Source organism: Shinella sp. HY16 (genome assembly GCF_028534175.1).
GTDB lineage: Bacteria > Pseudomonadota > Alphaproteobacteria > Rhizobiales > Rhizobiaceae > Shinella.
In genome coordinates this window covers 2,940,934-2,967,098 of the sequence record NZ_JAHYXL010000001.1, presented here as the reverse complement: position 1 = coordinate 2,967,098, position 26,165 = coordinate 2,940,934, and the positions used below count along the sequence as shown (strand labels likewise).

Annotated in this window: 27 protein-coding genes; 6 read left to right on the top strand and 21 right to left on the bottom strand. The window is 63.3% G+C overall.

The genetic code is table 11. The features are described 5' to 3' along the window. Positions 1-476: 476 nt before the first annotated feature. Positions 477-1,472, top strand: a complete 996-nt coding sequence (locus K0P03_RS14750) for a KpsF/GutQ family sugar-phosphate isomerase (protein WP_050746171.1) — start codon at positions 477-479, stop codon at positions 1,470-1,472. Between the two features lie 62 nt (positions 1,473-1,534). On the opposite strand, the gene K0P03_RS14745 is transcribed toward K0P03_RS14750, so the two are convergent. The 10 genes from K0P03_RS14745 to K0P03_RS14700 form a co-directional block, all read right to left on the bottom strand. Further along, positions 1,535-1,993, bottom strand: a complete 459-nt coding sequence (locus tag K0P03_RS14745; protein WP_023516169.1) for an NfeD family protein — start codon at positions 1,991-1,993, stop codon at positions 1,535-1,537. 1 nt (position 1,994) lies between these two features. After that, entirely contained in the window at positions 1,995-3,026 is a 1,032-nt protein-coding gene (locus tag K0P03_RS14740) for an SPFH domain-containing protein (RefSeq protein WP_024271655.1), read from the bottom strand. Positions 3,027-3,123: 97 nt separating this feature from the next. Then, positions 3,124-4,155 carry a ferrochelatase gene (hemH, locus tag K0P03_RS14735; RefSeq protein WP_050746177.1) on the bottom strand — a complete coding sequence of 344 codons (1,032 nt, stop codon included), beginning with the start codon at positions 4,153-4,155 and terminating at the stop codon, positions 3,124-3,126. A 196-nt stretch (positions 4,156-4,351) separates the two neighbouring features. After that, a complete protein-coding gene (locus K0P03_RS14730) occupies positions 4,352-6,280 on the bottom strand; it encodes a 5'-nucleotidase C-terminal domain-containing protein (RefSeq protein ID WP_130514106.1) in 1,929 nt (642 codons plus the stop codon). A gap of 205 nt (positions 6,281-6,485) precedes the next feature. Further along, entirely contained in the window at positions 6,486-6,857 is a 372-nt protein-coding gene (gene omp10, locus K0P03_RS14725; protein ID WP_023512861.1) for an outer membrane lipoprotein Omp10, read from the bottom strand. Positions 6,858-7,028: 171 nt separating this feature from the next. Continuing rightward, on the bottom strand, positions 7,029-8,480 hold the full coding sequence (locus tag K0P03_RS14720; RefSeq protein WP_050746168.1) for a homospermidine synthase: 1,452 nt from the start codon (positions 8,478-8,480) through the stop codon (positions 7,029-7,031). Between the two features lie 133 nt (positions 8,481-8,613). Further along, positions 8,614-9,507 carry a heme-dependent oxidative N-demethylase family protein gene (locus tag K0P03_RS14715; protein ID WP_272789948.1) on the bottom strand — a complete coding sequence of 298 codons (894 nt, stop codon included), beginning with the start codon at positions 9,505-9,507 and terminating at the stop codon, positions 8,614-8,616. Then, positions 9,504-10,136 carry an aminotransferase class IV family protein gene (locus tag K0P03_RS14710; RefSeq protein ID WP_272789947.1) on the bottom strand — a complete coding sequence of 211 codons (633 nt, stop codon included), beginning with the start codon at positions 10,134-10,136 and terminating at the stop codon, positions 9,504-9,506. The genes K0P03_RS14715 and K0P03_RS14710 overlap by 4 nt, the downstream gene beginning before the upstream one ends. Next, positions 10,121-11,278 carry an aminodeoxychorismate synthase component I gene (locus K0P03_RS14705; protein ID WP_272789946.1) on the bottom strand — a complete coding sequence of 386 codons (1,158 nt, stop codon included), beginning with the start codon at positions 11,276-11,278 and terminating at the stop codon, positions 10,121-10,123. The genes K0P03_RS14710 and K0P03_RS14705 overlap by 16 nt, the downstream gene beginning before the upstream one ends. A 21-nt stretch (positions 11,279-11,299) precedes the next feature. Beyond that, entirely contained in the window at positions 11,300-13,147 is a 1,848-nt protein-coding gene (locus tag K0P03_RS14700) for a M3 family oligoendopeptidase (RefSeq protein WP_272789945.1), read from the bottom strand. Between the two features lie 177 nt (positions 13,148-13,324). On the opposite strand from K0P03_RS14700, the gene K0P03_RS14695 reads away from it, so the two are divergent. After that, complete coding sequence (locus tag K0P03_RS14695) at positions 13,325-14,857, top strand: sigma-54-dependent transcriptional regulator (RefSeq protein ID WP_050746163.1); 1,533 nt, start codon at positions 13,325-13,327, stop codon at positions 14,855-14,857. 175 nt (positions 14,858-15,032) lie between these two features. After that, complete coding sequence (locus K0P03_RS14690; RefSeq protein WP_371687632.1) at positions 15,033-16,826, top strand: DUF882 domain-containing protein; 1,794 nt, start codon at positions 15,033-15,035, stop codon at positions 16,824-16,826. Between the two features lie 128 nt (positions 16,827-16,954). On the opposite strand, the gene K0P03_RS14685 is transcribed toward K0P03_RS14690, so the two are convergent. The 3 genes from K0P03_RS14685 to K0P03_RS14675 form a co-directional block, all read right to left on the bottom strand. Beyond that, positions 16,955-17,218 carry a DUF2312 domain-containing protein gene (locus K0P03_RS14685; RefSeq protein ID WP_023516225.1) on the bottom strand — a complete coding sequence of 88 codons (264 nt, stop codon included), beginning with the start codon at positions 17,216-17,218 and terminating at the stop codon, positions 16,955-16,957. A 97-nt stretch (positions 17,219-17,315) separates the two neighbouring features. Continuing rightward, positions 17,316-17,621, bottom strand: coding sequence for a DUF1244 domain-containing protein (locus K0P03_RS14680; RefSeq protein ID WP_272789944.1), 306 nt, complete (start codon positions 17,619-17,621; stop codon positions 17,316-17,318). A 10-nt stretch (positions 17,622-17,631) separates the two neighbouring features. Continuing rightward, complete coding sequence (locus K0P03_RS14675) at positions 17,632-18,420, bottom strand: N-formylglutamate amidohydrolase (RefSeq protein WP_023516227.1); 789 nt, start codon at positions 18,418-18,420, stop codon at positions 17,632-17,634. A gap of 281 nt (positions 18,421-18,701) precedes the next feature. Here K0P03_RS14675 and K0P03_RS14670 point away from each other — a divergent pair, with 281 nt between their 5' ends. Both K0P03_RS14670 and pyk read left to right on the top strand, forming a co-directional pair. Further along, positions 18,702-19,091 (top strand): DUF1036 domain-containing protein, encoded by a 390-nt coding sequence (locus K0P03_RS14670; RefSeq protein ID WP_306414950.1) that lies wholly within the window; start codon positions 18,702-18,704, stop codon positions 19,089-19,091. Further along, positions 19,091-20,530, top strand: coding sequence for a pyruvate kinase (gene pyk, locus K0P03_RS14665; protein ID WP_024271184.1), 1,440 nt, complete (start codon positions 19,091-19,093; stop codon positions 20,528-20,530). Before K0P03_RS14670 ends, pyk begins: the two co-directional genes overlap by 1 nt. A 4-nt stretch (positions 20,531-20,534) precedes the next feature. On the opposite strand, the gene K0P03_RS14660 is transcribed toward pyk, so the two are convergent. From K0P03_RS14660 to K0P03_RS14635, 6 genes are all read right to left on the bottom strand, one after another. After that, positions 20,535-21,542: an alpha/beta fold hydrolase gene (locus K0P03_RS14660; RefSeq protein ID WP_272790488.1), complete on the bottom strand. Its 1,008-nt coding sequence runs from the start codon at positions 21,540-21,542 to the stop codon at positions 20,535-20,537. A 94-nt stretch (positions 21,543-21,636) separates the two neighbouring features. Then, positions 21,637-22,254, bottom strand: coding sequence for a hypothetical protein (locus tag K0P03_RS14655; RefSeq protein WP_272790487.1), 618 nt, complete (start codon positions 22,252-22,254; stop codon positions 21,637-21,639). An 80-nt stretch (positions 22,255-22,334) separates the two neighbouring features. Beyond that, positions 22,335-22,460, bottom strand: a complete 126-nt coding sequence (ykgO, locus tag K0P03_RS14650) for a type B 50S ribosomal protein L36 (protein ID WP_024271182.1) — start codon at positions 22,458-22,460, stop codon at positions 22,335-22,337. Between the two features lie 213 nt (positions 22,461-22,673). Further along, positions 22,674-23,732 carry a 5-(carboxyamino)imidazole ribonucleotide synthase gene (locus K0P03_RS14645; RefSeq protein ID WP_272789943.1) on the bottom strand — a complete coding sequence of 353 codons (1,059 nt, stop codon included), beginning with the start codon at positions 23,730-23,732 and terminating at the stop codon, positions 22,674-22,676. Then, a complete protein-coding gene (gene purE, locus K0P03_RS14640; RefSeq protein WP_037408602.1) occupies positions 23,729-24,196 on the bottom strand; it encodes a 5-(carboxyamino)imidazole ribonucleotide mutase in 468 nt (155 codons plus the stop codon). Before purE ends, K0P03_RS14645 begins: the two co-directional genes overlap by 4 nt. Before the next feature lie 50 nt (positions 24,197-24,246). Then, positions 24,247-24,450, bottom strand: a complete 204-nt coding sequence (locus K0P03_RS14635) for a YdcH family protein (protein ID WP_024271181.1) — start codon at positions 24,448-24,450, stop codon at positions 24,247-24,249. Positions 24,451-24,666: 216 nt separating this feature from the next. On the opposite strand from K0P03_RS14635, the gene K0P03_RS14630 reads away from it, so the two are divergent. Continuing rightward, the gene (locus K0P03_RS14630) at positions 24,667-24,840 is read left to right on the top strand and encodes a YdcH family protein (RefSeq protein WP_024271180.1); all 174 of its coding nucleotides are present in this window, start codon (positions 24,667-24,669) and stop codon (positions 24,838-24,840) included. Positions 24,841-25,028: 188 nt separating this feature from the next. On the opposite strand, the gene K0P03_RS14625 is transcribed toward K0P03_RS14630, so the two are convergent. Both K0P03_RS14625 and K0P03_RS14620 read right to left on the bottom strand, forming a co-directional pair. Then, positions 25,029-25,289, bottom strand: coding sequence for an ArsR/SmtB family transcription factor (locus K0P03_RS14625; RefSeq protein WP_023514873.1), 261 nt, complete (start codon positions 25,287-25,289; stop codon positions 25,029-25,031). 72 nt (positions 25,290-25,361) lie between these two features. After that, positions 25,362-26,132 (bottom strand): sulfite exporter TauE/SafE family protein, encoded by a 771-nt coding sequence (locus tag K0P03_RS14620; protein WP_023514874.1) that lies wholly within the window; start codon positions 26,130-26,132, stop codon positions 25,362-25,364. Between the last annotated feature and the right edge of the window lie 33 nt (positions 26,133-26,165).

Genomic DNA, 26,165 nt, shown 5'->3' with positions numbered 1-26,165 from the left:
AAAAATTGCGAATATTGTTCGAGTTCTGCGCATAACATTCGCGGCGTTGCAGAGTACGGATTTTTGCAACGACAACGCCGTTGGTAGGAATGGTGTGCATCCCATCCAGCTCAGTTCCGCACCTCGGCGAACACGTCTAGCAAAACAGTACATTCTTGCGGCAAGTCTTTCGCGCCAGTCGTGCCCTTCAAGACCCGCGCCTCGAGAATCTTCTCGATAGCGACCTTCGCCGCGCGCACATGCACCGGAACGTCATCGTCAAGCCTTTGGCCGAATTGTCATTTCCATCATTCACACCTCAGACGCCAGTTCATCATGGCGCCTCTAAAATCTGGTGCATGCGCATTGTGTATGTAAAGCAACACTGGCTAAATCGTTGTGGTTAACGCTTGGTTGCCGACCGCCAGCTCACTCGCCGTAACAATCTGCGTTCTTTCGTGCATGGACAGAAGATTGCAAAAGCGCTAACGAGGCGCATGATCAAAAGACAGGCAAAAGTTGACAGTGCCGGCGCCATTGCCTCGGCAATCCGTACCGTCGAAACCGAAAAGGCTGGCCTTGCCGCCCTTTCGACGGCCCTTGAAGGGCGGCTCTTCGACGCATTTTGCGAAGCTGTTCGCGTCATCGGCGATATCAGCGGCCGCGTCATCGTGACGGGTATCGGCAAGTCGGGGCATATCGGGGCGAAGATCGCCGCGACGCTTGCCTCCACCGGTACGCCATCCTTCTTCGTGCATCCCGTCGAGGCCAATCACGGCGATCTCGGCATGATCGGGCGTGACGATGTCATCCTCGCCATGTCCTGGAGCGGCGAAACGGCCGAACTGCAGGGTATCGTTTCCTATTCCCGCCGTTTCTCCATCCCGCTGATCGCCATCACGTCAGGCGAGCGCTCGGCTCTTGCCCGCGAGGCGGATACGCTGCTGCTGCTGCCGAAGGAGCAGGAGGCCTGCCCGCACGGCCTGGCGCCCACCACCTCCACGCTGATGCAGCTTTCCCTCGGTGATGCGCTTGCGGTTGCCCTTCTCGAAGCCCGCGGCTTCACCGCAACGGACTTCAAGACCTTCCACCCCGGCGGCAAGCTCGGCGCCAGTCTTTCCCATGTCGGCGACATCATGCACAGCGGCGAAAACATGCCGCTCGTTCCTCTCGGCACGTCCATGCCGGATGCGGTTCTGCTCCTGTCGCAGAAGCGTTACGGCTGCGTCGGCGTCATCAATGACGAGGGCATTCTCGTCGGCATCGTCACCGACGGCGATATCGCGCGCAACCTTTCGCGCAATCTTGCCGAACTCAGCGTCGACGAGATCATGACGCGCGGCCCCAAGACGGTGAAGCCGTCGACCTTGGCAACCGCCGCGCTTGGTCTGCTCAACCAGTACAACATTTCCGCGCTGATCGTTACGGACGAGACATTCCGTCCTGTCGGCGTCGTGCATTTCCACGACCTGCTGCGAATCGGCGTCGCCTGATCCGCATCCTCCACGGCTCGTACCAAAACCCCCGCATTTCCCGGAAATGCGGGGGTTTTGTTTCAAGCAGGCTCGACCATGAGATCGCGGCCATTGCTGGCCGTGACGCGCACGCGCGCGCCGACCGGCAGGTCCGGGCCCTGCACGCTCCACATCGTATCATCGAGGCGAATGCGACCGCGGCCTTCGCTGATCGGCTGCTCCAGCGTCGCGGTGCGGCCGACGAGGCTCTGGCCGCGTTGATTGAGATGAGGCTGGTCGGAGGCGGTGCCGCGTGCGCTGACGATGCGCCGGCCGATCAAAACGGCGACAAGCGACAAAACGGCAAAGACCAGCCATTGCACATGCCAGGTCCAGAAGGCCGTCTCCCAGAGCAGCAGCGAGAGAGCGCCGGTGACAACTGCCGCGATGCCGATCCAGACGAGGAAGACGCCGGGCATCAGCACTTCGAGGATCAGCAGCACGATGCCGAGTACCCACCATGCCCAGGGGCCGAGTTCCGTGACGATGCGCTGGATCATCTCAGCTTCCCTGCGGCGTATCGAACGGGTTTCGGAACGCAGGCGTCGAGGCGGTGGTTGTCGTGGCGGGCGTCGACTGGCGCGTGCGCGGCGTGCTGGCCACCTGCGCGCCGCCGCTCCCAAAGACTTCCCTGGCGATCGCACCGATACCGCCGAGCGAACCGATGAGCGAGGAAGCCTCCATCGGCATCAGCACGACCTTCGAGTTCGGCGCCTTGCCGATCGAGGCCATAGCCTCGGTGTACTTCTGTGCGACGAAGTAGTTGATGGCCTGCACGTCACCGGCTGCGATGGCCTCGGAGACCATCTTCGTTGCCTTGGCCTCGGCTTCGGCGAGGCGTTCACGCGCCTCGGCATCACGAAACGCCGCTTCGCGCTGGCCCTCGGCCTCGAGGATCGCAGACTGCTTGGCGCCTTCCGCGCGCAGGATCTGTGCATTGCGCGAGCCCTCCGCTTCCAGCACCTGCGCGCGCTTTTCACGCTCGGCCTTCATCTGCCGCGCCATGGAATCGACGAGGTCCTTCGGCGGCGCGATGTCCTTGATCTCGACGCGGGTGATCTTCACGCCCCAGGGATTGGCGGCCTCATCGACGACGCGCAGAAGCTGGTCGTTGATCTTGTCGCGGTTGGAGAGCAGCTCGTCGAGGTCCATCGAGCCCATGACCGAGCGGATGTTGGTCATGGTGAGGTTGATGATGGCATGCTCGAGATTGGCGACCTGGTAGGCCGCCTGGGCGGGGTTCAGAATCTGGTAGAAGGCGACGGCGTCGGAGGCGACGCTGGCATTGTCGCGTGTGATGACTTCCTGCGTCGGGATGTCGAGCACCTGCTCCATCACGTTCATCTTCGCACCGATGCGGTCGATAAAGGGGATGATCAGGTTAAGGCCGGGATCCAGCGTACGCGTATAACGGCCGAAGCGCTCTACCGTGTACTGATATCCCTGCGGAATGGTTTTGATCCCGGCAAAAAGAATCAGGATGACCAGCACCACGAGGGCGATGACGACGATATCCAGTCCGGCTAAATCCATAGTTCTTCTCTCCAACAGACAATGCGACGCGGCGCCACTTTAAGGAATACGGACCGCGACGCCAGTCTATTTGGACGAAGACAAGATTTATCCGGTATCAGATCCAGCCGGAAAGCTCGCGTCGCACGACCTTTTCGAGGACGGCCATGCCCTCGGGCGAATCGTTGAGACAGGGAATGTGCGCGAACTTCTCGCCGCCATTGTGCAGGAAGCTCTCGGCGGCCTGCTCGGCGATCTCCTCCAGCGTTTCCAGGCAGTCGGAAACGAAGCCGGGATTGAGAACGGCGATGCGCTTGATGCCTTCCTGTGCCAGCTTCTCCACGGTCTTGTCCGTATAGGGCTGCAGCCATTCTTCCGGCCCGAAGCGCGACTGGAAGGTAACGACGAGCTTCTCCTTCGACCAGCCGAGCCGTTCGCGCAGCAGCCGTGCGGTCTTCTGGCACTGGCAGTAGTAGGGATCGCCCTTGTCGAAATAGCTTTGAGGAATACCATGGAACGAGGTGAGCACCCGCTCGGGCTCCCAGTCGAGCGTTGCCAGGTGCTTCTCGATCGAGATGGCGAGCGCGTCGATATAGGCCGGGTCGTCGTGGTAGGGCGGCACGGTGCGCAGGGCCGGCTGCCAGCGCATCTTCAAAAGAGTCTCGAAGGCCTTGTCGTTGACGGTTGCCGTGGTTGCGGCCGCATATTGTGGGTAGAGCGGGAAGACGAGGATGCGTTCGCAGCCGGCCTTCTGCAGATAGTCCATGCGCGAGGCGATGGAAGGCTGGCCGTAGCGCATCGCCCAGTCGACGACGACCTCGGAGCAATCGGAGAGGGCCGTTGCCATCAGCTCGGCCTGGCTGCGCGTATAGGTGCGCAGGTAGCTCTCGTTCTTCTCCTTGTTCCAGATCGTCTCGTAGGCCTTGCCGACCTTGCCCGGGCGGGTGTTGAGGACGATGCCGAAAAGGATGGGATACCAGGCGATCCTCGGCCATTCGATGACGCGCTTGTCGGTCAGGAATTCCTTCAGGTAGCGGCGCATCGAGGTGTAATCGGTACCATCGGGCGTGCCGAGATTGACCAGCAGCACACCGACCTTCCCGTGTTTGACGGGCGTGTGGTCGGCGGGCTTGGCGGCGATGTCCTGCATGGTGCGGTCCTCGGCGTGCGGAGTGTCGTTCATTGCTCTTGGGCTTTTTCTTCTTGCAAGTGCGGGTGCAAGACCGCGGCATGCGCGCTGGATTGCTCCTAACGCGGCGGACGCCCGGTCGGCTCAGAATCGTTCTAAAAAGAAATGCCGGCCCGGGAAAGCCCGGGCCGGCAGAAATAGTGGAGACAAATTGTCCTTATTTGGTCGGGATGGACAGTTCCGTCCCGACATGCAGGGCGCGCGGCCGCGGATTGCCGTTGGCTTCCGCAATCTTGCGCCATAGCGTGCCGTCGCCATAGGCCGCCTTGGCAAGATCCCAAAGCGTGTCGCCACGGGCGATGACATGCTTGCCGCCGGCCGCCACCGTTGCGGTTTCGGCCGTCGTGGTCGTGGTGCCCGATGCGGCTTCGCCGGATGTTGCGGTGCCTTCGGCCGACTTGGTTGCCGTTTCGCCTGCAGCGGGCTTGGCCTCGGTTCCGGTCGCTGTCTCCGTGCTTGCCGGGGTCTCGACGACCGTGGCGTTGGCGACTTCCGTGATGCGGCCATCCGTATAAGGCTGGTAGGGGCGGTGTGCTGCAAGATAGTCGGCGACGACCAGTTCCAGGTTCGGGCCGAAATCGTAAGCGTTCTGACCCGCCTTGGCGAAGACCGAGTAACCGTCACCGCCGGCGCGCATGTAGTTGTTCGAGACGATGCCGTAGGTCTTGGCCGGATCGAGCGGCACGAAGGCCTCGCCTTCCTTCACCTCGACGGAAACGACGCGGCTGCCTGCCGGCTTCGACTTGTCGAAGGAGTATTTCATGCCGGAGACCTGCGGGAAGCGGCCAGCGCCCTCCTCGATCTGGCCGAGGCCGTTTTCGAGAGCGGCGACGAGGTCCGAGCCCTTGAGCTGGAAGGTGGCGACCGTGTTCTGGAACGGCAGCACCGACAGCACTTCGCCCATGGAGACCGGGCCGCCGTCGATGGAGGCGCGCAGGCCCCCGCCATTGGTGATGGCGATGGTCATGCCCTGGCTCTTGGTGCGGTCGAGGATGGCGTCGGCCACCAGGTTGCCCATCGCGCATTCGGCGGCGCGGCACACTTCGCGCGAGCCGTCGATCGGCGCGGCGCTCTCGGCGACGATCTTGTTCTTCAGCTCCTCGATCGGGCCGCCCAGCTCCTTGATGCGGGCGAGCACGGCCTCGTCGGGCTTGATGGAGCCGTCGATCAGCACCGGTTCACCGGAGGATTCCTTCACGACGCCCGCATCGTCGAAAACGACCTTGAGATTGCCGAGATACTTGGAGTAGGCCGCGGCCTGCACGACGGGCACCTTGTAGCCGCCGGGATTGTCGACCAGCGTCGGGTAAGGGCCTTCCGCCTTGTCCGAGGTGTTGGAGAGGAACGTGTTGGTGTGGCCGCCGACCACCACGTCGACGTCGGGGATCTTGGCGATGGCCGCGAGGTCGCGCGGATAGCCGACATGGGTCAGCGCAATGATCTTGTTGACGCCCTGCTTCTTCAATTCGCCGATGGCGGCGGTAATGTCGGCGACGTCGTCGCCGATCAGGACATTCGGGCCGGGCGAGGAGAGTTCCGCCGTGTCGTTCGCCACCGCGCCGACGATGCCGATCTTCTGGCCACCCTGGTCGAGCACGATGAACGGCTTGATGCGGTCGCCGATCTTCGAGGAGGCGCTGGCCGCGACGTTCGCGGTGACGACGGGGAACTGCACCTTGTCAAGGAAGGTCGCGAGGCCATCCTCGCTGTCGTCGAATTCATGGTTGCCGACGGTCATGGCGTCGAATTTCATGAGATTGAGGAACTCGGCCTCCACCGCGCCCTTGTAGGTGGTGTAGAAGAGCGAACCCTGGAAGTTGTCGCCTGCATTGAGCAGCAGCACGTTCTTGCCCGTCAGTGCCTGGCGCTGGGTGTCGATCGCGGTCTTGAGGCGGGCGACGCCGCCGAAGCACTCACCCTTGCCTTCCTCCTCGGCAGAGCAGGTCGAATCGAACTTGTTGATCGCCTCGATGCGCGAATGCAGGTCGTTGATGTGCAGGATGTTCAGCTCGTAATCGGCAAGCGCCGAGCCGCTGGAGAGCGCGATGATGGAGGCGGCCAGAAGGCCGGATCGGAAAAACGTCATGGTCCTCTTCTCCTTGTTTGCCCGCGATGCCGCGGGAGGGGCGATCCGTTTCTCGATAAACCGGAAACATGACAGCCAGCCGGCGGATGTTTTCACCGGTCGCGGAGGAGTTCAAGAGAAAAGGTGAGGGGCCACAGGCCGCGCATGTTTATGAGGTAAAACGAAAAAAGGGCCTTGCGGCCCTTTCCGTTAATATGCCGGTCGCTCAAGCCCGGCGGGCAAGCGAGAACTGTGCGCCTTCCGCCGTCGTGCAGTTCAGCTGGCTCTGGCTGACCAGCGCGCAATTGACCTTGGACTGGGTGTTGCGCACCAGCGAGGTCATGTTGATCTCGACCAGCGTCGGCGAGGTGTTGATGTAGGTACCGGAGGCGAGAAGCTGGTTCGTGTCGGTCGTGCGCGTCGTGAACGTGCCGGCCTGGAAGGTGGAGACGATGCCGTTCGGGTCTACCCAGGCCCCCTCCACGCCCTGCGCCACGGGGCGCTGGGTCACCGGCAGGTCGCGCGGTGCGCGCTCGGACTGGCACGAGGCAAGCGCGACGGCGGCGGTCAGCAGGCTGAGGACTGTGATCGGCTTCATATGGGTCTCCCAGGGTCACGGCGGCGCGAACCACCCGTCCAATTCGGCAAACCATGCCGCGAAGAGACGTCGAAAGCAAGACGCGCCGCCGGGGCGACGGGCATTATCCCATTGAAAGCGAAGACGCCCGCGGTTTTGCCGCGGGCGTCCTGTTGCGAAATGAAGGCCGGTTCAGCGAACCAGAATGTTCCTGAACTGCCACGGATCCTTCGTGTCGAGGTCTTCCGGGAAGAGGCCCGGGCGGCCGTCGAGCGGGGTCCAGTCGGTATAGTGGCCTTCGACCGGGCCGAGATAGGGCGTCTGCACTTCGAGGCAGCGCTTGTAGTCGACCTCGTCGGCTTCCACGATGCCGGCCTTCGGGTTTTCCAGCGCCCAGACCATGCCGGCGAGCACGGCGGAGGTCACCTGCAGGCCGGTCGCGTTCTGATAGGGGGCGATGCGGCGGGTCTCTTCCAGCGACAGGCGCGAACCGTACCAGTAGGCGTTCTTGTCGTGGCCGTAGAGCAGCACGCCAAGCTCGTCGACGCCGTCGACCAGTTCGTTCTCGTCGAGAACGTGCAGGACGGGCTGCTGGTTGCCGCCGTTGCCGAACATCTCGTGCAGCGAGATCACGGCGTCGTTGGCCGGATGGTAGGCGTAGTGGCAGGTCGGGCGGTAGGTGACGTGTCCGTCCTTGTCGCGCACGGTGAAGAAGTCGGCGATCGAGATCGACTCGTTGTGGGTGACGAGGAAGCCGTATTGCGGGCCGGGCGTCGGGCACCAGGAGCGCACGCGCGTGTTGGCGCCGGGCTGTTCCAGGTAGATCGCTGCCTTGCAGCCCTTCTTGTGCTTCTTGGCGTTCTTCGGCATCCAGTTCTCGTGGGTGCCCCAGCCGAGCTCGGCCGGCTGCAGGCCTTCCGAGATGAAGCCCTCGACCGACCAGGTGTTCCAGAAGGTGTTGAACGGCTTCGGGTTCTTGGTGCGCTGGGTATCGCGCTCGGCGATGTGCACGCCCTTGACGCCGACCTTCTTCATCAGTTTGGCCCAGCCTTCGCGGTCGTCCTGCGTCGGCTCATCGAACTTGATGTCGAGATCCCTGGCAAGGTTCACGAGCGCCTGCTTGACGAACCAGGAGACCATGCCCGGATTCGCGCCGCAGGTGGAGACCGCGGTCGTGCCGCCGGGGTTCTTTTCCTTTTCCTTGCGCAGCGTTTCGCGCAGCGCATAGTTGGTGCGGTCGGCGTTCTTCATGCCCTTGTCGAAGTAGAAGCCGAGCCAGGGTTCGATGACCGTATCGACATAGAGCACGTCGAGCTTGCGGCAGAGCTTGATCAGGTCCACCGAGCCGGTATCGACCGAGAGGTTGACGCAGAAGCCCTGGCCGCCGCCTTCCGTGAGGAGCGGCTTCAGGAGGTCCTTGTAGTTCTCCTTGGTGACATGGGCCTTGACATGGCGCACGCCGTGGCGGGCGTAGATCTCCGCGTCGGCGGCGTCTTCGCGCGGCTCGATGACGATCAGCCGGTTCCGGTCATATTTGAAGTGGCGCTCGATCAGCGGCAGCGTGCCGCGCCCGATGGAGCCGAAGCCGATCATCACGATCGGGCCGGTGATCTCGCCATAAACCGGATAGGTGCTGTCTGCCATTTGGTTCTCCTGCGGACGGCCGCTTTTGCTGTAAAATCAGGGTCTCGACGGGCCCCATAGCATAATATGGCAGCGCTAGAGCACAGTTTTCTGTCACAATAAAGGGCGGCCGTGGTTTTCCGTCGTGATATTCTTAACTGGCCGCAACCGCCCGCAATTCCGCCACCAGCGCCGCCCTTTTCGTGGCGAGCCCCTTGTAGGTCGCTTGCGGCAGGTTCAGCGCTTCCAGCTGGTCGGCAAAGACGAGCGCAATCTTCCGCGCATCGGACAAGGTGCGCAGCGCGGCAAGCGGATCGGTATAGATGCGGATGGTGAAGAGGATGTCGCCGGAGACCGGCAGCTTGCGCAGCGTCTGTCGCTCGACACGGGCGAAGGTAGTCTCGAGCGACAGTGCGTGCCCGTCCGGCAGGGCGCCATGGGCCTTGGACGCAGGGTAGTGCAGGTCGGCATCCGGATTGATCGACCAGTTGAAGCGGAAGACCGGTTGCTCGACCTTCAGATTGTCGAACATGCGGTTGATCAGAAGGGCATTGCGCGTACCCTCGCCGAAATCCGGTACGGGCGCATGGATATCCTCCATCCGCCGGCCGAATTTCTCCGGCAGGGACCACGAGGAGGGGAAGGCGACGTAACCGGCGACAAGGCGCCAGCCTGTTTCGTCGCGCCGCATCAGCACGAGGTCCTCCTGCACAAGCGCACCGGCGGTGACAAGCGGCGCGTCGTCGGCGTCGAGGGAAATGGTGCGCGCATCAGTGGCGATCGCCGATCCTTCGCGGCGATAGAATGCGGGATGCTGCGTCGCCACATGGTCCGCGAGAAGGTCGAGAACCTCCTGTTGTGCGGCACGCGTGCCGACCTCCTCCACGAAGACGACATCACGCTGGTCGGCGATCAGCCGGTCCTTTTCGAGAAGGTAGCGTTCGAGATCGCCATCCGGTTCGATCCAGCGTGCAGGGTCGAGCGGACCGAGGCCGATGGTGAAGAGGCGGGCAGAGCCATCATAGGGCGTGTAGGCGGGTGTTTTCATGAAAGCGTTGCCCGGATGAGCCCGCGCAGGGAATTGCCGACGAAGACCGTGCCCTCGCCGAAGTCTTCCGGCCGCAGGATCTGCTCAGCTGCCTTGCCGCTTTCCAGCAGTTCCTGTCGCAGCACGCCGGCCAGCAGGCCACAGGCGAGCGACGGTGTCTTGAGGATACCCGTGCCGTCATCCAGGAAGAGCGAGGTGATGGTGCCCTCGCAAAGCATACCGTGTTCGTTGAGAAGGAGGACTTCGTCTGCCGTCTCGGTGGGGAATTCGGCGCGGGCCGCGGCATAGGCGGCGCGGCGCGAGGTCTTGTGGCGCAACAGTGGATCCACGGACGAAAGGCGGGTTCTGGCGATTTTCAGGCGCCAGATCGCGTCGGGCGCGAGCGGCGTGAACGGAGCCGTCTGCACGTCGATCCGGCCGTCGGCAAAAAGTTCGAGACGGATGCGCAGAGGCGAGATACCCTGCAGGGCAGGAGCGGCGAGCGCCGTTAACAGGGCCTGCCGCGCCTCCTCTGCGCCGTTCAGTCCAAACACACTCGCCGAATGTGCGAGCCGCGTCAGATGCCGTTCCAGCCGCAGGAAACCGGTGCCGGGTTCCCAGCGCAGGGTCTCGATCAGCGAGAGATCCATTGATCCCCCACCGCAAAGCGCGCCTTCAGCAGGCACTCCTCATATTCCGCTTCGGCGGTCGAATCGAAGACGATGCCGCCGCCGACATTGAAGACCGCTTCGCCTTCTTCGAAGATCGAGACGGTGCGGATCGCCACGTTGAAGCGCATGGTGCCGTCGGGCGCGATCACGCCGATCGCGCCGCAATAGGCGTCGCGCGGACCATCCTCCAGGTCGTGCAGGATTTTCATGGCGCTCATCTTCGGCGCGCCAGTGATCGAGCCGCAGGGGAAGAGGGCGGCAAAGATGTCGCGGATCGAGATGTCGGGCAGCAGTTTCGCCCGCACATGGCTGACCATCTGGTGCACGGTCGGATAAGTCTCGACGGCGAAGAGTTTGGGCACGGTGAGCGTGCCGACCTCTGATATGCGCGAGATGTCGTTGCGCAGGAGGTCGACGATCATGCGGTTTTCCGCCTGCGATTTCGGATCGGCCTGCATGGCGGCGATGATGTCTGCGTCCTCCGCCGCATTGGCGCCGCGCGGCGCAGTGCCCTTCATCGGATGCGTCTCGATCCAGCCGTCCTTGTCGATATCGAAAAAAAGTTCCGGCGAGCGGGAGAGGAGAAGCGGCCCGTCGAGCGAGACGAAGGCGCCGTAGCGCACGGGCTGGCGTTCGATCAGCGACCAGAAGGCGGCGAGCGGATCGCCGGTCCAGCGGGCACGGATCGGCATGGTGAGGTTCGCCTGGTAACAGTCGCCCTCCCTCAGATGCCGGTGCAGGCGGCCGAAGCGGCTGCGGTAGGTCTCGAAATCCCAGCCGGCTTTCGGCTCGGTGAGGAAGGGTTCGTTTTCCGTGCGCTGGCGCGGTCTTGCCAGCGGATGGTCGTCCGCCGGCTTTTCGAAGATGCCGAAGCTCATCAGCGGCGTCGGGCGGTTCTCCGGCGCGAAGGGCGCCAGCTTCTCCTCGAAGAGATGGCCGGCCTCATAGCTCATGAAGCCGGCGATCCAGTGGCCGTTGTCATGCGCCGCCTGCAAGGCCGCGAAGGCGGGTTCGAAGCCGGCGCGATCGCGCACGGTGACGAGGCCAAGCGGCTCGGCGAAAACCACCGTCCGGTCCTCGCGGTCGTCCCTGAGGAGCACAAAGCGTTCGCGGTCGGTCATGCGCGGCTTCTTCTTTCGAGATCAGGCCTTATCAAGCGCTTCCAATTCGTCGATCAGCCCTTCGATCATCGACAATCCCTTGCTCCAGAACGACGGATCGCTCGCATCGAGGCCGAACGGTTTCAGCAGCTCGGTGTGGTGCTTGGTGCCGCCGGCCTTGAGCAGGTCGAAGTATTTTTGCTGGAAGCCGGCTTCGGCTTGGCTGTAGACGGCATAGAGCGAGTTCACGAGGCAATCGCCGAAAGCATAGGCGTAAACGTAGAAGGGCGAGTGGATGAAGTGGGGGATGTAGGCCCAATAGGTCTCGTAACCCTCGGAAATCCGGATCGCCGGGCCGAGGCTTTCCTCCTGCACGGAGAGCCAGAGTTCACCGATCTGGTCGGAGGTGAGTTCACCCTCTTTGCGGGCGGTGTGCACCTTGCGTTCGAATTCGTAGAAGGCGATCTGGCGCACGACCGTATTGATCATGTCCTCGACCTTCTGGGCGAGCATCGCCTTGCGCTCGCGTTTGTCCTTGGTCTTGTCGAGCAGACTGCGGAAGGTCAGCATTTCGCCGAAGACCGAGGCGGTCTCGGCAAGCGTCAGCGGCGTCGAGGCCATCAGCGCGCCCTGGCCGCCGGCCAGCACCTGGTGCACGCCATGGCCGAGTTCGTGGGCGAGCGTCATCACGTCGCGCGGCTTGCCCATGTAGTTGACGAGCACATAGGGGTGCGCGGAGGGTACCGTCGGATGTGCGAAAGCGCCCGGCGCCTTGCCGGGGCGCACCGGTGCGTCGATCCAGCCCTTGTCGAAGAATTCTCGGGCGATATCGGCCATCTCGGGCGCGAAGGCGCTGTAGGCTGACAGCACGGTATCGCGCGCCTCGCTCCACGGAATGATTGCGTCGGGTGTCTCGGGAAGGGGCGCATTGCGATCCCAGAACTCCATCTGCTCCATTCCGAGCCATTTTGCCTTCATCGCATAGTAGCGGTGCGAGAGGCGCGGATACGCTTCGCGCACAGCCGCGGCGAGGGCTGCAACGACCTCGGGTTCGACGCGGTTGGCGAGATGCCGGCTGTCGGCGATGTCGGAAAAGCCGCGCCAACGGTCGGCGATTTCCTTGTCCTTGGCGAGCGTGTTGGTGATCAGCGTGAAGGTGCGGATATTATCCTTGAAGGTTTTTGCCAGCGCTTGCGCCGCCTTGCGCCGGTCATCCGGGTTGGGCGACTGGAGCTGGTTGAGGGCGATTTCCAGCGGCACTTCCTCACCGTCGATCGTGTAGCGCAGCGAGGCCATGGTCTCGTCGAAGAGCCGGTTCCAGGCCGCCGCGCCCGTCATGGATTTTTCGAGGAAAAGCTGTTCCGTTTTGTCGTCGAGCTGGTAGGGCTTGTCCTTGCGCAGGTCCTCGATCCAGGGACGGTAATGCGCGGCAAGCGCGTCCTTCGCCAGCGCCGCCTCGATGCGCTCGTCCGCTATCCTGTTGAGTTCAAGCGAGAAAAACAGCAGATGCGCGCCGAGATCGGTCAACTTGGACTGGATGTCGCCGTAGAATTTGCCGTTGGCCGGATCGGTCGTGTTGGTGAAATAGGTAAGGCCGGCGAACGAGATGAGGCGGCCCATCACGTCTTCCAGCGCCTCGAATTCGCGTACGGCCGCGCCGATGCCGTCGTCGCCGGTTTTTTCCGTCGCGGCGTCCAGCTTGCCCTTCCATTTTGTCTCGAAGGCGAGCGAGCCGGCTTCTGCCTTCTTCATGTCGCCCTGGAATTCGAGGGAGGTCTGCGAGGGATAGAGATCGGCAAGATTCCAGCCGGGAAGATCGCCCAGTTCGGCGCTGGCGGCGGCGTCCGCCGGCGCGAAGTCGATGCGGGGGGATTGGAAAAATCGGGTCATCGTCTGTCTCTCTTCCAGGTGGGCGGGCAGGTGGGCGGATCGGCCCCTTGCTTGCGTCGGCGTTGGTTAAAATGCAAGCCTTTCTCAAAACGGCATGTTCAACCCTTTCTGCCATGGTCCCCTGGTGTTGAGTTCCCTTGGGCGTGCATGACGCACGCTTCAGGCAAGGAGGTTCCAGTGACGGCCCATATTCTTGTCATCGACGATGATCCTGTCCAGCGCAGGCTGTTGAAGAACATGATCGAGCGCTCCGGCCATGTCGCCCATATGGCGGAAAACGGCCGTGCGGGGCTCGATCTGCTCGATCGCAAGGGCGGTCTGATCAATGTGATCCTGCTCGACCTGATGATGCCGGAAATGAACGGCTCGGCCTTCCTCGATGCGCTTGCCGAGCGGGAGAACACCATCCCCGTCATCGTGCAGACGGGGCAGGGCGGTATCGAGACGGTCGTGATGGCCATGCGCGCCGGCGCCTTCGATTTCGTGGTGAAGCCGGTCTCACCGGAGCGGCTGAACGTTGCCGTCGGCAATGCGCTGAAGATGGACCAGCGCGAAGGCCGCGGCCGCGGCGGGCGTCGGGGCCGCAGCGAGGCCGTACATTTCGACGATATCGTTTCGGCCAGCCCCGAAATGCTGCGCGTCATCGAGCTTGGCCGCCGCGCCGCCCAGTCGAACATCCCCGTCGTGCTGGAAGGCGAATCGGGCGTCGGCAAGGAAATGGTCGCGCGTGCCATCCAGGCGGCCAGCGACCGGGCGCAAAAGCCCTTCGTTACCGTCAATTGCGGTGCGATCCCGCACAATCTCGTCGAAAGCATCCTGTTCGGCCACGAGAAGGGCGCCTTCACCGGTGCGACGGAGCGCCATACCGGCAAGTTCATGGAAGCCGACGGCGGCACGCTGTTCCTTGATGAGATCGGCGACCTGCCGCTCGAAGTGCAGGTGAAGCTTCTGCGTGCGGTGCAGCAGGGCGAGATCGAGACGATCGGCGCCCGCTTCCCGCAGAAGGTCAACGTCCGCCTCATCTCTGCGACCAACCGCGACCTCATCAACGAGGTGCGCGAGGGTCGCTTTCGCGAGGACCTCTACTATCGCCTCAACGTCTTCCCGGTGACGATCCCGGCGCTGCGCAAGCGCAAGGAGGATATCCCGGTTCTGGTGCGTGCCTTCGTGCAGCGCTTTGCCGGCGAACAGAAGCTCGCCCGCCCGCTTGGCGTCTCCGCTGCCGCCATGGCGCTGTTGACCGCCTATGACTGGCCGGGCAACATCCGCCAGCTCGAAAACGCCATCTTCCGTGCCGTCGTGCTTTCGGAAGGCGCAGAACTTACCGCCGCTGATTTTCCGCAGATCGCCGCACAGGTTCCGGGCTACGGCCTTGCCGAAGACGGCGTCGTCACCTGGGAATCGGCGAGCCAGCGTCTGCCCGAGCCGGCCGCCGAAACGCGCCTGCCCAGCGTCTATCCGGACTTTCGCCCGAACGATTCGGCAAGCGTCGAAACCGGGCCGGACAACGCCATTGCCAGCGTCGACAAGGGCGGCCACGTGCGCAAGCTGGCCGATGTGGAGGAGGAACTGATCCGCTTTGCCCTGAAGTTTTATCATGGCCAGATGAGCCAGGTTGCCCGCAAATTGGGCATCGGCCGCTCGACTCTTTATCGCAAACTGAAGGATTATGGCATCGACCCGGACGATCCGTTGAAAGAAGCTGCGTAAAAACCCCTTGAATCCCGGCCACTTGCGATTTCTCGATTGCCGTTTATTCCCTGTTAGTGGATTGTTCACTATAACGGGTGCGCAACGACGAGTGTGGCGTATTTGCCATGCTCTCACCGCAATTGGCAGTCATCTGGGATAACGGACGTTCGTTGTCCTTCGGACGGGGAAAGAGTTGGCAAATTTGTTCGCATCGATGAAGCGCCCCGGGGCCTCCCTGGGCAGCCTCTGCAAGACAGTGTTGCAAAAGCTGCCTAAGGCATTGTCCACGGCTGTGCTGTCTGCTGCCCTCATCCTGCCCACGGCCATTCCCGCGACGGTCCAGGCCGAGAGCGGCAACCGCACGCTCAAGCTCTATTTCATCCATACCAAGGAAAAGGCCGAGATCACCTTCAAGCGCAACGGGCGTTACGATGCGCGCGGCCTGAAGCAGATCAACCAGTTCCTGCGCGACTGGCGCCGCAACGAGCCGACGAAGATGGATCCGCGGCTCCTCGACCTCGTGTGGGAAGTCTACCAGAAGGTCGGCGGCAAGGGTTACATCAACGTCGTCTCTGCCTATCGCTCGCCGGCAACCAACGGCATGCTGCGTTCGCGCTCCAAGGGTGTGGCGAAGAAGAGCCAGCACATGCTCGGCAAGGCGATGGACTTCTATATTCCCGGCGTGAAGCTCGCCAACCTGCGCGCGGCCGCCATGAAGTTCCAGGTCGGCGGCGTCGGCTATTACCCGACCTCCGGTTCGCCCTTCGTGCATCTTGATGTCGGCAGCGTGCGCGCCTGGCCGCGCATGAGCCGCCAGGAGCTTGCCCGCCTCTTCCCCGACGGCAAGACCATGCATGTGCCGACAGACGGCAAGCCGCTGCCCGGCTACCAGCAGGCGGTGGCCGACTACAAGCGCCGCGTCGGCGCGGACTCGATCCAGGTGGCCGGCGGCGGCTCGAGCCCGACCGCGTCCAAGCGCAAGGGCGGCTTCCTTGCCGCTCTCTTCGGCGGCGGCGGCGACGAGGATGAAGAACCCGAAATGATCGCCAGCAGCGCCACCATTGCCGACAGCTTCGATGAAGGCGGCGAGAGTGCGGGCGCGAAGGCGAAGGTCGTCGAAGAAAAGAAGCCGGTCGTGGCGGAAGCCGAGACGGAGCTTGCCTTCAACGCGCCGGTGCCGGGCAGCCGCCCCGCCTTCAAGGCCGCCGAGACGACGAGCGAGCTTGCCCTTGTCGCTCCGACGACGAGCGGCGCCGTTGCGGCCCTCGAAGCGGCGACGACCGAAGAGCAGAAGCCTGAATTCGAGGACCTTGCGACCTACAAGATCCCGCTTCCCGTCATGCTCGGTGCGCGCACCGAGCCCGGCGATGCCGAGCCTGGTGCGGTCATGACCGCCGAAGCGGCCGTCGAGGATGCGGAGGAGCTGGCCATGGTTCCAGTGCCGGGCCTGCGTCCCGAGGTCTCGCTTGACCAGACGCAGACCGCGCTGATGGCGGCTGCGGAAGCCGATGTCGCGCTGCCGACCGCTGCCGACCGCTCCGGGCTTGCCGCGCTTGCCGATCCGACGACGGATGGCACTGCCGGCGGTCCGGTCGAAATGGCGGCGCTCGTCTCCACCAATGCCGGAGGCACGCGTTCGCTGGCCGGGCTCGACGCCTTCGACGGCAAGCCGGCGGAAGAGACGATGTCCAAGGGCGGCCGTCCGAAGAAGAAGGATGCCGATGCGGCAAGCCGCGGTGCCATCCGCACCGAGCCGAAGCTGACGCAGAAGATCATCTCGCAATGGGCACTGACCCAGGGCCGTGTCGCGACGCTCTCGAAGCCCGTCAAGGCGCCGCGCTTCGTCAGCCGCACGCTGCGTGCCGCGCCTACGACGGTCTACATGGCCGGCTTCCAGTCGGAAGGCAAATCGATCGATGCCGGCCGCTTCAGCGGAACCGCCGTCAACTTCATGGAAGTGCGCAAGTTCCAGAACGCCGAGAACTAAGGTTCGTCGATCATTCCAATAAAAAACCCGCCGGAGCGATCCGGCGGGTTTTTTGTGGTCTGACCTTGCCTCTTCTCAGCCGCCATGCCCGGGTTTGACCCGAGCATGGCGAAAAAGAGGGAGACGGCTCACGCTTCCGGCGGAAGTTCGATCATGCCGAGGGCCTGCAGGTAGGTGTCGAGGATGGCTTCCTGCTCCATGCGCTCGTCCTTGTCCTGCTTGCGGATCTGGATGACCTTGCGCAGGATCTTGGCATCGAAGCCGGTTCCCTTGGCTTCGCCATAGACGTCCTTGATGTCGTCGGCGATGGTTTTCTTTTCTTCCTCGAGGCGCTCGATGCGCTCGATGAACGCGCGAAGCTGGTCGCGGGCGACGCCGTGGGCATCCGACATGGTCTTCTCCTTGGATGGGATAAAATTCGAAGGCCGTGACTTGCCGCGAACTTCCGGCAAGATCAAGGCCTCCCGCCGATTTTCACGGGGGTAAGGCTCATTCCTTCGGGCGGTTCACCTCGAAGGCGGCCTTCTGTGCCTCGCTCGCCTCGCGCTGGTGGCGCGCGCGCCATTCTTCGTAAGGCATGCCGTAGACGATCTCGCGGGACGCCTCCTTGTCGAGCGGCACGCCCGCTTCGTTCGCCGCCTCGCGGTACCAGTTCGACAGACAGTTGCGGCAGAAGCCGGCGAGGTTCATCAAATCGATGTTCTGCACGTCGCTGCGCTCGCCGAGATGCTTGAGGAGGCGCCGGAAGGCGGCGGCCTCGAACTCGGTCTGCTGTTCCTTGCTGAGCTCGGTCATCGTCTTGGCCTCAATAGGGTCCCGTGCGGGAGGGGAATACGGCATAGGTGTGCAGCGTCTCGTCCGCATTCAACCGGGCGAAGACCGGAGCGAGGCGCTCCACCCAGCGGGCAATGCCTGCCGCATCGCCGATCTCGTCCTGGCGGATTTCGATGAGGGCATGCGGAATGCCGGGCTTCATGCAGTGGCGGAACATCGTGTCGCCGCGCAGCGCCCCGTCATAGGGCTCGTTGTCGCCCACCACGACGTCGCCGGGCGCTTCAAGCGCCGCCAGCAGCGGGTGCACGGCGCGGGGATCGCTGTCCCAGAGCACGGTGACCTGCCAGGGGCGGGCGGCACCCTTCCAGGCCGGCGTGAAGGAATGCATGGAGAGGACGAGCGGCGCCTTGCCGGTCTTGTCGGCAACGGCGCCGATCGTGCGGGACACGGCATCGTGATAGGGGCGATGGAAGGTTTCCAGCCTGTATTGCCATTCTTCTGATGTGATTGGGTGATTGCCTGGAATGATCGCGCCGTCGGAAATGCGCATGATGAGTGTCGGATCGTCCTCGCCGCGATTGGGGTCGATCAGGAGACGGGAAAAACGGCTCATGACGACCGGCGCATTCAGCCGGGCATTGAGGCCGCGCACCACGCCCTCGACGCCGATATCGTAGGCGATATGGCGCTCGAAGGCGCTGTCCGGCAGGCCGAGGCGGCCATAGCGTTGGGGGAGATGATGGGTGGCGTGGTCCGCCAGGATGACGAGCCCGAGGCCGAGGTCGCCGTCAATGATTTCGAAGGGGGAGTGATCCTGCATGCCTTTTGCCGAATTGCGCCGCTCATGCCGACTGATCGCATGGGGCGATGGGAGCCGCAAGCGCAGCCTCTCGCCTTTCAGGAAAGATTCCTTCTCCTGTCGTGAAATTGTAATCGATTAGTGTTGCGTTGACATTCATGCCCTGCCGTCGCAAGAAAGCGCTTATTCAAATCAACGGAGTTGCATCGGAAGCCGTGAGAGCCAAGAGCCATCGCCCGTTTTTCCCGAAAGCCCGCGGCCTCTTCCAGGCCGGCCTTTTCGCCTTTGCCGGCTTTGCCGCCCTGTCCGTGCCGGATACGGCGAAAGCCGATTTCCGCGTGTGCAACGGCACGCAGAACCTTGTCGGCGTCGCTATCGGCTACCGTGCCAAGGAAGGCTGGATGACCGAAGGCTGGTGGCAGGTTCCCGCGACCACCTGCGCCACGCTGATCGAGGGTGAGCTGCAATCGCGCTACTACTATCTCTATGCCGAAGACGCCGCTCGCGGCGGCCGCTGGACCGGTGACGTCAACATGTGCGTCGCCGAGAACGAGTTCAAGATCACCGGCGTGCAGGACTGTTTCGCACGCGGTTTCCAGCGCATGGGCTTCAAGGAATATGACACGGGCCGACAGGGGAGCTGGATGGTGCAGCTCTCAGATACGCCAGGGACCCAGGAAAGCCAGAACTGATGAGACGGAACAGAAAAGTCAAAATCCTCGCCACGCTCGGACCCGCATCGTCCGATGAGCAGATGATCCAGAAGCTGCATGAGGCCGGGGCCGATCTGTTCCGCATCAATATGAGCCACGCCAGCCACGACGTGATGCGCACGCTGATCAGCCGCATTCGCGCGGTGGAAGCCCGCTGTGGTCGCCCGATCGGCATTCTTGCCGATCTCCAGGGGCCTAAGTTGCGCGTCGGCAAGTTCGCCAACGGCTCGGAAGAGCTGAAGCCCGGCCAGACCTTCACGCTCGACAACAAGGATGTGCCCGGCGACAACACACGCGTCTACCTGCCGCACCCGGAAATCCTCGAAGCCGTCAAACCCGGCCATCGCCTGCTGATCGACGACGGCAAGCTGCATCTGCGCGCCGAAACCTCCGATGGCAAGTCCATCGTCTGCACGGTCGTCTCCGGTACCAAGATCTCCGACCGCAAGGGCGTCAGCCTGCCCGACACGCTGCTCGGTGTCGGCGCGCTGACCGAGAAGGACCGTGTCGACCTCGATGCGGTTCTGGCTACCGGCAGTGTCGACTGGGTGGCGCTTTCCTTCATCCAGCGCCCGGAGGATCTTGCCGAAGTGCGCAAGGTGGCCCGCGGCCGCGTAGGCCTGATGTCGAAGATCGAAAAGCCGCAGGCGATCGAGCGTATCGACGAGATCATCGAACTGTCCGACGCGCTCATGGTGGCGCGTGGCGACCTCGGCGTGGAAATGCCGCTGGAAGCCGTTCCGGGCCTGCAGAAGCAGCTTATCCGCGCCTGCCGCCGCGCCGGCAAGCCGGTCGTCGTCGCCACGCAGATGCTGGAATCGATGATCTCCGCACCGGTGCCGACCCGCGCCGAAGTCTCCGACGTCGCGACCGCCGTCTTCGAGGGTGCCGATGCCGTGATGCTGTCGGCCGAATCCGCCTCGGGCGACTATCCGGTCGAAGCCGTCTCGACCATGGCTTCGATCGCCAGCAAGGTCGAGCGCGACCCGCACTATCCGGGCATCATCTATGCCCAGCGCTCGACGCCGGAAGCAACGGGCGCCGATGCCATCTCGCTGGCTGCCCGCCAGATTGCCGAGACGCTGAAGCTGTCGGCCATCGTCTGTTACACGTCTTCGGGCACGACGGGCCTGCGCGCTGCGCGCGAGCGGCCGGATGTGCCGGTCCTGGCGCTGTCGCCGGTCATCGAGACGGCGCGCCGTCTGTCGGTCGTCTGGGGCCTGCACTGCGTCGTCACGGGCGATGCGGAGGACCTCGACGATATGGTGAACCGCGCCTGCCGCATCGTCGTTGCCGAAGAGTTCGGCAAGCCGGGCGACCGCATCATCATCTCGGCCGGTGTGCCGCTGCGTACGCCCGGCGCGACCAACATGCTGCGTATCGCCTATATCGGGGCGGACGGCGTCAGCGGCGTCTGAGCCGTCATTCCTCGTGATCTTTCGCAAGGCGGGCCTCGGCCCGCCTTGCTGATTCCTGGAGGTCGCGCGGCTTGCCGGCGATCTTTTCCAGTGCCTCGATTGCAAGACCGGTGACGATATAGTCCGGCTTGTGGCCGAGATTGCGGATCCAGACCAGTTCCGATCCCGCTATGTCATGCGCCAGCCCCTGTGAGTGGATCTCCTCGTAGACGACACCGTCCGTGTCGCCGGTTATGATCACCGTCGGTGTATGGATCGCGCTGTAGCGTGGCTGGATGCGGCGGACATAGTCCAGGAGATTGGCGACATCGGTGGCGTTGTTGCGGAAGGCGTCGGGGCGCAGAACAAGGGCGGGGGCCGTCTCGGTTATATAGCCGTCGGGGCGCCTGTTGGGTGCGAAGACGAAGTGTGTGCCGCTGTCGATGCGGGACAGGCCTGCGGGGAGCGCGACGATGCGGGTGAAGAGCCAGCCGAGGACGGGCATTTTCGCAACGTCGTAGTACCAGTCGATGCCGCCGGGCCAGGGGTGGGTGGCCGGGGCGAGGAAGAGCAGGCCGGCCGTCTTCTCGGGATGTTCCAATGCGAAGCTTGCGGCGATGGCGCCGCCGAAGGAGTGGCCGACGATGATCGCCCTCTCGATGCCCCGTATCTCCATCAGGCGTGCGATGGCGTGGGCCTGCCCGTCTGGCCAGGCGTTTTCCGGCCCGCCGCGCTCCGAATAACCGTGGCCGGGCCGATCAAGGAAAAGCATGGTCGCCCGGCCCTCCAGCTGTGTCCGGAAGGCATGCATTTGGTCGCGCAGGTTGCCGCTGGCGCCGTGGATGAAGACGATGGGGGGCAGATCGGCATCTGCGCCTGCGGTCACCAGCACGCTGTTCATGCGAAAGCCGCCGACATCGACCAGCTCACCGATATTGGGGAATGCCGCCTCGATCGCTCGTGCCTTCCACGCCGTGAAGGCGTAGCCAGCAAGAGCAAGGGCGAAAGGGAGGGCGAGCAGGGCTGTCAGCATGGTGCGGAGGGCGGAGGGCAAGGCAGGGTCCGGTTTCAGGCGGTGGAAGTAACCGATCTACGAAAACCGCGCCGTGCCGGTTCACTGCCGAAGGTTATGTCCGCTGGCCGGTCAGCTTTTCGGCAAGGTCCCCCATTTCCTTCTGCGCCTGCCGCTCGGTTGGATAGATGTCAAGGAAGCGCTCCCAGGCTCTCAGCGCCATCTCGTCCCGGCCCGACTGCGCGAGGATCGCGGCCATGCCGGCGAGTGCGCCGAAGTGGCGCGGTTCGATGGCCAGCACCTGGTTGATGTCGGACATCGACTTGCGATAGTTGCCCATCTTGAAGTGCAGGGTGGCCCGTCGGTTCCAGCCTTCGACATAGTCGGGCTTCAGGCGAATCGCCTCATCGAGAAAATCGAGCGCCGCGGCGTTCTTTTCTTCGGATATTGCCTTGTCGGCCCACTGGATCAGGAGGTTGATGCTGGCACTACCCGACTCCTGCCATTCCCGGCGAATCTGGTCGGCGATGCCGCGGGCGCTATCCGCGTTTCCCTCGTGTTTCAGCTCGCTGAAGAGCTTGTCGAGGCGTTGCGCCGGGGTCGTGAAGGCGCTGGATGCAGCTGGATCGACGGATGCCTTTACGGCCTGCGCAAGCGCGGCAGTCGGTGCGGTACCGATCAGGGAGAGGGAAAGGCAGAGTGCTGAAAGCATAAAAAAGCGCATGGCGGTTATTGTAAACCGCCATGGCCCAACTTCAAATCGATATTTCTCGATCACCACATCCCATTGCAGGATGGCGACCGCGGCGACAATCAGCCCTGACGAGCCTTGAAGCGCGGGTTCTGCTTGTTGATGATGTAGATGCGGCCCTTACGGCGAACAAGGCGGTTCTCGCGATGACGAGCCTTGAGCGACTTGAGCGAATTCTTGATCTTCATTTTTCTGATCCGCGTATTGCAGGGCGACTCGAGTTCGCCGGATTTCCTCAATCAAAAACGCGCCGTTTCGGGCGCGCTTTCGGGTTGGCAGGCATGTACCCTGTCACTTTTGTGCTGTCAACCATTTGCGGCGGGTTTTCCGCGACACAGGCTGGTTTTCCAGCGTCCCTGACGGCTTTTTTGGCCTTTGTGCGCAGTTTTCCCGGAATCGCATCAGCCCAGAATTTGCGTGACATGCCCCATTTTGCGGCCTGGCCGGGCTTCCGTCTTGCCGTAGAGATGAACGAGCACGCCGGGTCTGGCGAGCCATGCGGGAACGTCCTCGATATCGTCGCCGACGAGATTCTGCATCACGCAATCCGAATGGCGGCGAGGGTCGCCGAGCGTATGGCCGGCGACGGCGCGGATATGCTGTTCGAACTGCGAGATGACGCAGGCCGCCTCCGTCCAGTGGCCGGAATTGTGCACGCGCGGCGCGATCTCGTTGGCCACGAGCCCGCCATCCGGCAGCACGAAGAACTCGACGCCGATGACGCCGACATAGCCGAGCTGGTCGAGTATGGCGCGTGCGGCCTTGCGGGCCTGGTCCGCGGTCGCCTCGCTGATGCGGGCGGGCAGGGTCGAGGTGTGCAGGATGCCGTTCTGGTGGACGTTTTCCGCCGGGTCGTAGCAGGCGATCGTGCCGTCGCGGTCGCGTGCGGCAATGATCGACACTTCCCGCTCGAAGGGCACAAGGCTCTCGAGGATCAGCGGTACGCCCCCAAGTGCCTCGAAGGCGCCATCGCGCTCTTCGGCGGGTGAACGAAACAGCCGCTGGCCCTTGCCGTCGTAACCGAGGCGGCGCGTCTTCAGCACGCCGACGCCGCCGAAGCGGTCGAGCGCGTCTTCAAGCTCGGCCTGGCTGTCCACGGCGGCGAAGTCGGCGGTGAGGATGCCGCAATCGCGGATGAAGCGCTTCTCGACGAGCCGGTCCTGCGAGACCTCCAGCGCGCGCGACGGCGGATAGACCGCAACGGTGGCGGCAAGCGCCTCGGCGGCGGAGACCGGCACGTTCTCGAATTCGTAGGTCACGACGTCCGAGACGCGGGCAAGCTCTGCAAGCGCATCCGGATCGTCATAGGCTGCGATGATCTGGGCGTTGGCGACCTGCGCGGCCGGACAATCGGCCTGCGGTTCCAGGATCACGGTCCGCAGGTTCAACCGGGCAGCCGCCATGGCCAGCATGCGGCCAAGCTGACCGCCGCCGATAATGCCGATCGTGCGTGTGCTCATAGCGGGCCGTCCACGGGATACTCGGCGATGGCGTTCGACTGGTTCTCCCGCCATTCATCGAGGCGGTGGGCGAGCTCGGGGTCGCTCAGTGCCAGAACGGCAGCGGCGAGCAGGGCGGCATTGACGGCGCCGGCCTTGCCGATGGCGAGCGTGCCGACCGGGATGCCGGCAGGCATCTGCACGATGGAGAGCAGGCTGTCCTGGCCGGAGAGCGCCTTGGACTGGACCGGAACGCCGAAGACCGGCAGCGGCGTCATCGCCGCGGCCATACCGGGCAGGTGGGCGGCGCCGCCGGCGCCGGCGATGATGATCTTGAAGCCTTCCGCCCTCGCGCCGCGGGCGAAGCTGTAGAGCCGGTCTGGCGTGCGGTGCGCCGAAATGATGCGGGCCTCGTAATCGACGCCGAGCGCATCGAGCGTATCGGCGGCGTTTTTCATCGTCTCCCAGTCGGACTGGCTTCCCATGATGATGGCGACGGGGGGCGTTTCTGTGGTGTCCAAGGCGTCTCGTCCGGTTAGGCGATGATGTCGGGGATGATCTGGTCTTCCAGCTTGGAAATCTTGTCCTTGAGGACCAGTTTCTTCTTCTTCATGCGCTGGATTCTGAGGGCTTCGCAGCCGACCTGGATCATTGCATTGATAGCGGCATCGTAGTCTTCGTGCTCCTGGCGAAGCCGTGCGGCGGCAAGCCGCAATTCAGCCTGTTCCTGGTCTGCCATGCTATTCTTTCCCCGTCGTCGGCGGCGCGGCAGAACCGCGGTCCCCAGCTTGTATGAAGGCTGCTCCTACCACGAAACCCCTGGTAACGGGAAGTTATCCCTTGCCACGTTTTCGCCTTCGACAAATGAAAAATGACATGGCACACTAGTTCTGTTGCAACCTGGATCACCCGGCATGCAAATGACCGGGTGCAAGCAAAAGGAAGGAACTGTCACATGACGATTGAGGCTCATCTGGCCACGCTCGAAAAGAAGCACTTCGCTCTGGAAGCAGAGCTGCACGCTGCAATGAACCAGCCCTCCTCTGAGGACCAGACGATTGCAGACATCAAGCGTCGCAAGCTGCGCATCAAGGATGAGATCGAGCGCATTCGCGGTTCGTCTCACTGAAAGGACAGGGATTTTTCCAAAATTACGGAAGGGGTGAGGGTCGCGGAACAGTTGGTCTGTATGGGAGGACCAGGGTAGGAGCCCATTTCGCGAAACCGCTCCCGGTACACGAAAACATTAGATGTCGAGACGCCCTGGCCGCCATGATGACGCGCCGGGGCGTTCTGTTTCAGGATGGGACGAAGGCGTTACGCCCAGAACTGGTCGAGCCAGAGATTGAGCCGGTCGAAGCCCTTCGCGTTGATGGCGTAGATGCGCTTCGTGCCTTCGGATTTGACGCTGACGAGATTGCAGTCGAGCAGGGCCTTCAGGTGCTGCGAGACAGCCGGGCGGCTGATCGGCAGACCTTCGGAAAGCTCGTTCACCGTGCGCGGCGCGCGGCGCAGCTCCTCCAGCAGGAACCTGCGGTTGGGGTCGGCAATCGCCGTAAAGGGGTCCGGGTGCGCCATGGCGGGAAGCTATGGCAAAGCAGCATTTGCGGCAAGCGTTTTGTGCGCTGCGAAGGCCCTGGATCTCCGGGCTTAGAGGAAGGCCAGAACCCCGTCCCAGGAGAGCTTCAGGCCGGCGATGAGGGCCATGGCATACATGAAGGGGTAGAAGACCTCGGGCTTCATGCGCTTGACGAGGAAACCACCGATAGCGGTTGCTACGATGGCGAGCGGCACCAGCGTGGCGGAAATCGTCAGGTTGGTCGTGTCGAGCTGGCCGAGGGCGAAATAGGGGCCGAGCTTGATCGCGTTGAGGATTGCGAAGAAGCGCACGCCTGCACCGGTATAGTCGCGCGGGGGCAGCTTCAGCGGCAGGCCGTAAACCTGGAAGGGCGCACCGCCGGCATGGGCGACGAAGCTGCCATAACCGGACAGCGTGCCGAAGAAGGCGGCAGGTAGCAGCCGGTGCGGCTTCGCCGGGACGACATAGCCGCGCCGTGCGCGCCAGCTGTTGTAGAAGTAGCGGGCGACGAAGAGCACGGTGATGAGGCCGATGATGAGGCGCAATGCGTCGCGTGGCACATAGGCCGATGTCGCCCAGCCGATCGCGATGCCGACGAGGGCGCCGGGCAGCAGCATTTTGAGCAGCGTGCGGTCGTTGTGCTGGCGCCAGATCCAGAGCGAGACGCAGTCCATGACCACGAGGATGGGCAGCAGGATGGCGGCGGCTTGCACCGGCGGAACGGCCATGGCAAGCAACGGCACGCCCATCAGGGCCAATGCCTCGCCCATGCCGCCCTTCGTCAAACCGACCAGGAGAACTGCGGGAATGGCGGCATAGTAGATGGTGGGGTCGATGGACATGGAGGGCGATTGATCCTGTTCGTCCTTCCGTCT

Excerpts from the sequence above, each read along its gene's own strand:
- K0P03_RS14750 (WP_050746171.1), top strand. The coding sequence starts at position 477 with ATGATCAAAAGACAGGCAAAAGTTGACAGTGCCGGCGCCATTGCCTCG.
- K0P03_RS14745 (WP_023516169.1), bottom strand. The coding sequence starts at position 1,993 with ATGATCCAGCGCATCGTCACGGAACTCGGCCCCTGGGCATGGTGGGTA.
- K0P03_RS14740 (WP_024271655.1), bottom strand. The coding sequence starts at position 3,026 with ATGGATTTAGCCGGACTGGATATCGTCGTCATCGCCCTCGTGGTGCTG.
- hemH (WP_050746177.1), bottom strand. The coding sequence starts at position 4,155 with ATGCAGGACATCGCCGCCAAGCCCGCCGACCACACGCCCGTCAAACAC.
- K0P03_RS14730 (WP_130514106.1), bottom strand. The coding sequence starts at position 6,280 with ATGACGTTTTTCCGATCCGGCCTTCTGGCCGCCTCCATCATCGCGCTC.
- omp10 (WP_023512861.1), bottom strand. The coding sequence starts at position 6,857 with ATGAAGCCGATCACAGTCCTCAGCCTGCTGACCGCCGCCGTCGCGCTT.
- K0P03_RS14720 (WP_050746168.1), bottom strand. The coding sequence starts at position 8,480 with ATGGCAGACAGCACCTATCCGGTTTATGGCGAGATCACCGGCCCGATC.
- K0P03_RS14715 (WP_272789948.1), bottom strand. The coding sequence starts at position 9,507 with ATGAAAACACCCGCCTACACGCCCTATGATGGCTCTGCCCGCCTCTTC.
- K0P03_RS14710 (WP_272789947.1), bottom strand. The coding sequence starts at position 10,136 with ATGGATCTCTCGCTGATCGAGACCCTGCGCTGGGAACCCGGCACCGGT.
- K0P03_RS14705 (WP_272789946.1), bottom strand. The coding sequence starts at position 11,278 with ATGACCGACCGCGAACGCTTTGTGCTCCTCAGGGACGACCGCGAGGAC.
- K0P03_RS14700 (WP_272789945.1), bottom strand. The coding sequence starts at position 13,147 with ATGACCCGATTTTTCCAATCCCCCCGCATCGACTTCGCGCCGGCGGAC.
- K0P03_RS14685 (WP_023516225.1), bottom strand. The coding sequence starts at position 17,218 with ATGTCGGATGCCCACGGCGTCGCCCGCGACCAGCTTCGCGCGTTCATC.
- K0P03_RS14680 (WP_272789944.1), bottom strand. The coding sequence starts at position 17,621 with ATGACCGAGCTCAGCAAGGAACAGCAGACCGAGTTCGAGGCCGCCGCC.
- K0P03_RS14675 (WP_023516227.1), bottom strand. The coding sequence starts at position 18,420 with ATGCAGGATCACTCCCCCTTCGAAATCATTGACGGCGACCTCGGCCTC.
- pyk (WP_024271184.1), top strand. The coding sequence starts at position 19,091 with ATGAGACGGAACAGAAAAGTCAAAATCCTCGCCACGCTCGGACCCGCA.
- K0P03_RS14660 (WP_272790488.1), bottom strand. The coding sequence starts at position 21,542 with ATGCTGACAGCCCTGCTCGCCCTCCCTTTCGCCCTTGCTCTTGCTGGC.
- ykgO (WP_024271182.1), bottom strand. The coding sequence starts at position 22,460 with ATGAAGATCAAGAATTCGCTCAAGTCGCTCAAGGCTCGTCATCGCGAG.
- K0P03_RS14645 (WP_272789943.1), bottom strand. The coding sequence starts at position 23,732 with ATGAGCACACGCACGATCGGCATTATCGGCGGCGGTCAGCTTGGCCGC.
- purE (WP_037408602.1), bottom strand. The coding sequence starts at position 24,196 with ATGGGAAGCCAGTCCGACTGGGAGACGATGAAAAACGCCGCCGATACG.
- K0P03_RS14635 (WP_024271181.1), bottom strand. The coding sequence starts at position 24,450 with ATGGCAGACCAGGAACAGGCTGAATTGCGGCTTGCCGCCGCACGGCTT.
- K0P03_RS14630 (WP_024271180.1), top strand. The coding sequence starts at position 24,667 with ATGACGATTGAGGCTCATCTGGCCACGCTCGAAAAGAAGCACTTCGCT.
- K0P03_RS14625 (WP_023514873.1), bottom strand. The coding sequence starts at position 25,289 with ATGGCGCACCCGGACCCCTTTACGGCGATTGCCGACCCCAACCGCAGG.
- K0P03_RS14620 (WP_023514874.1), bottom strand. The coding sequence starts at position 26,132 with ATGTCCATCGACCCCACCATCTACTATGCCGCCATTCCCGCAGTTCTC.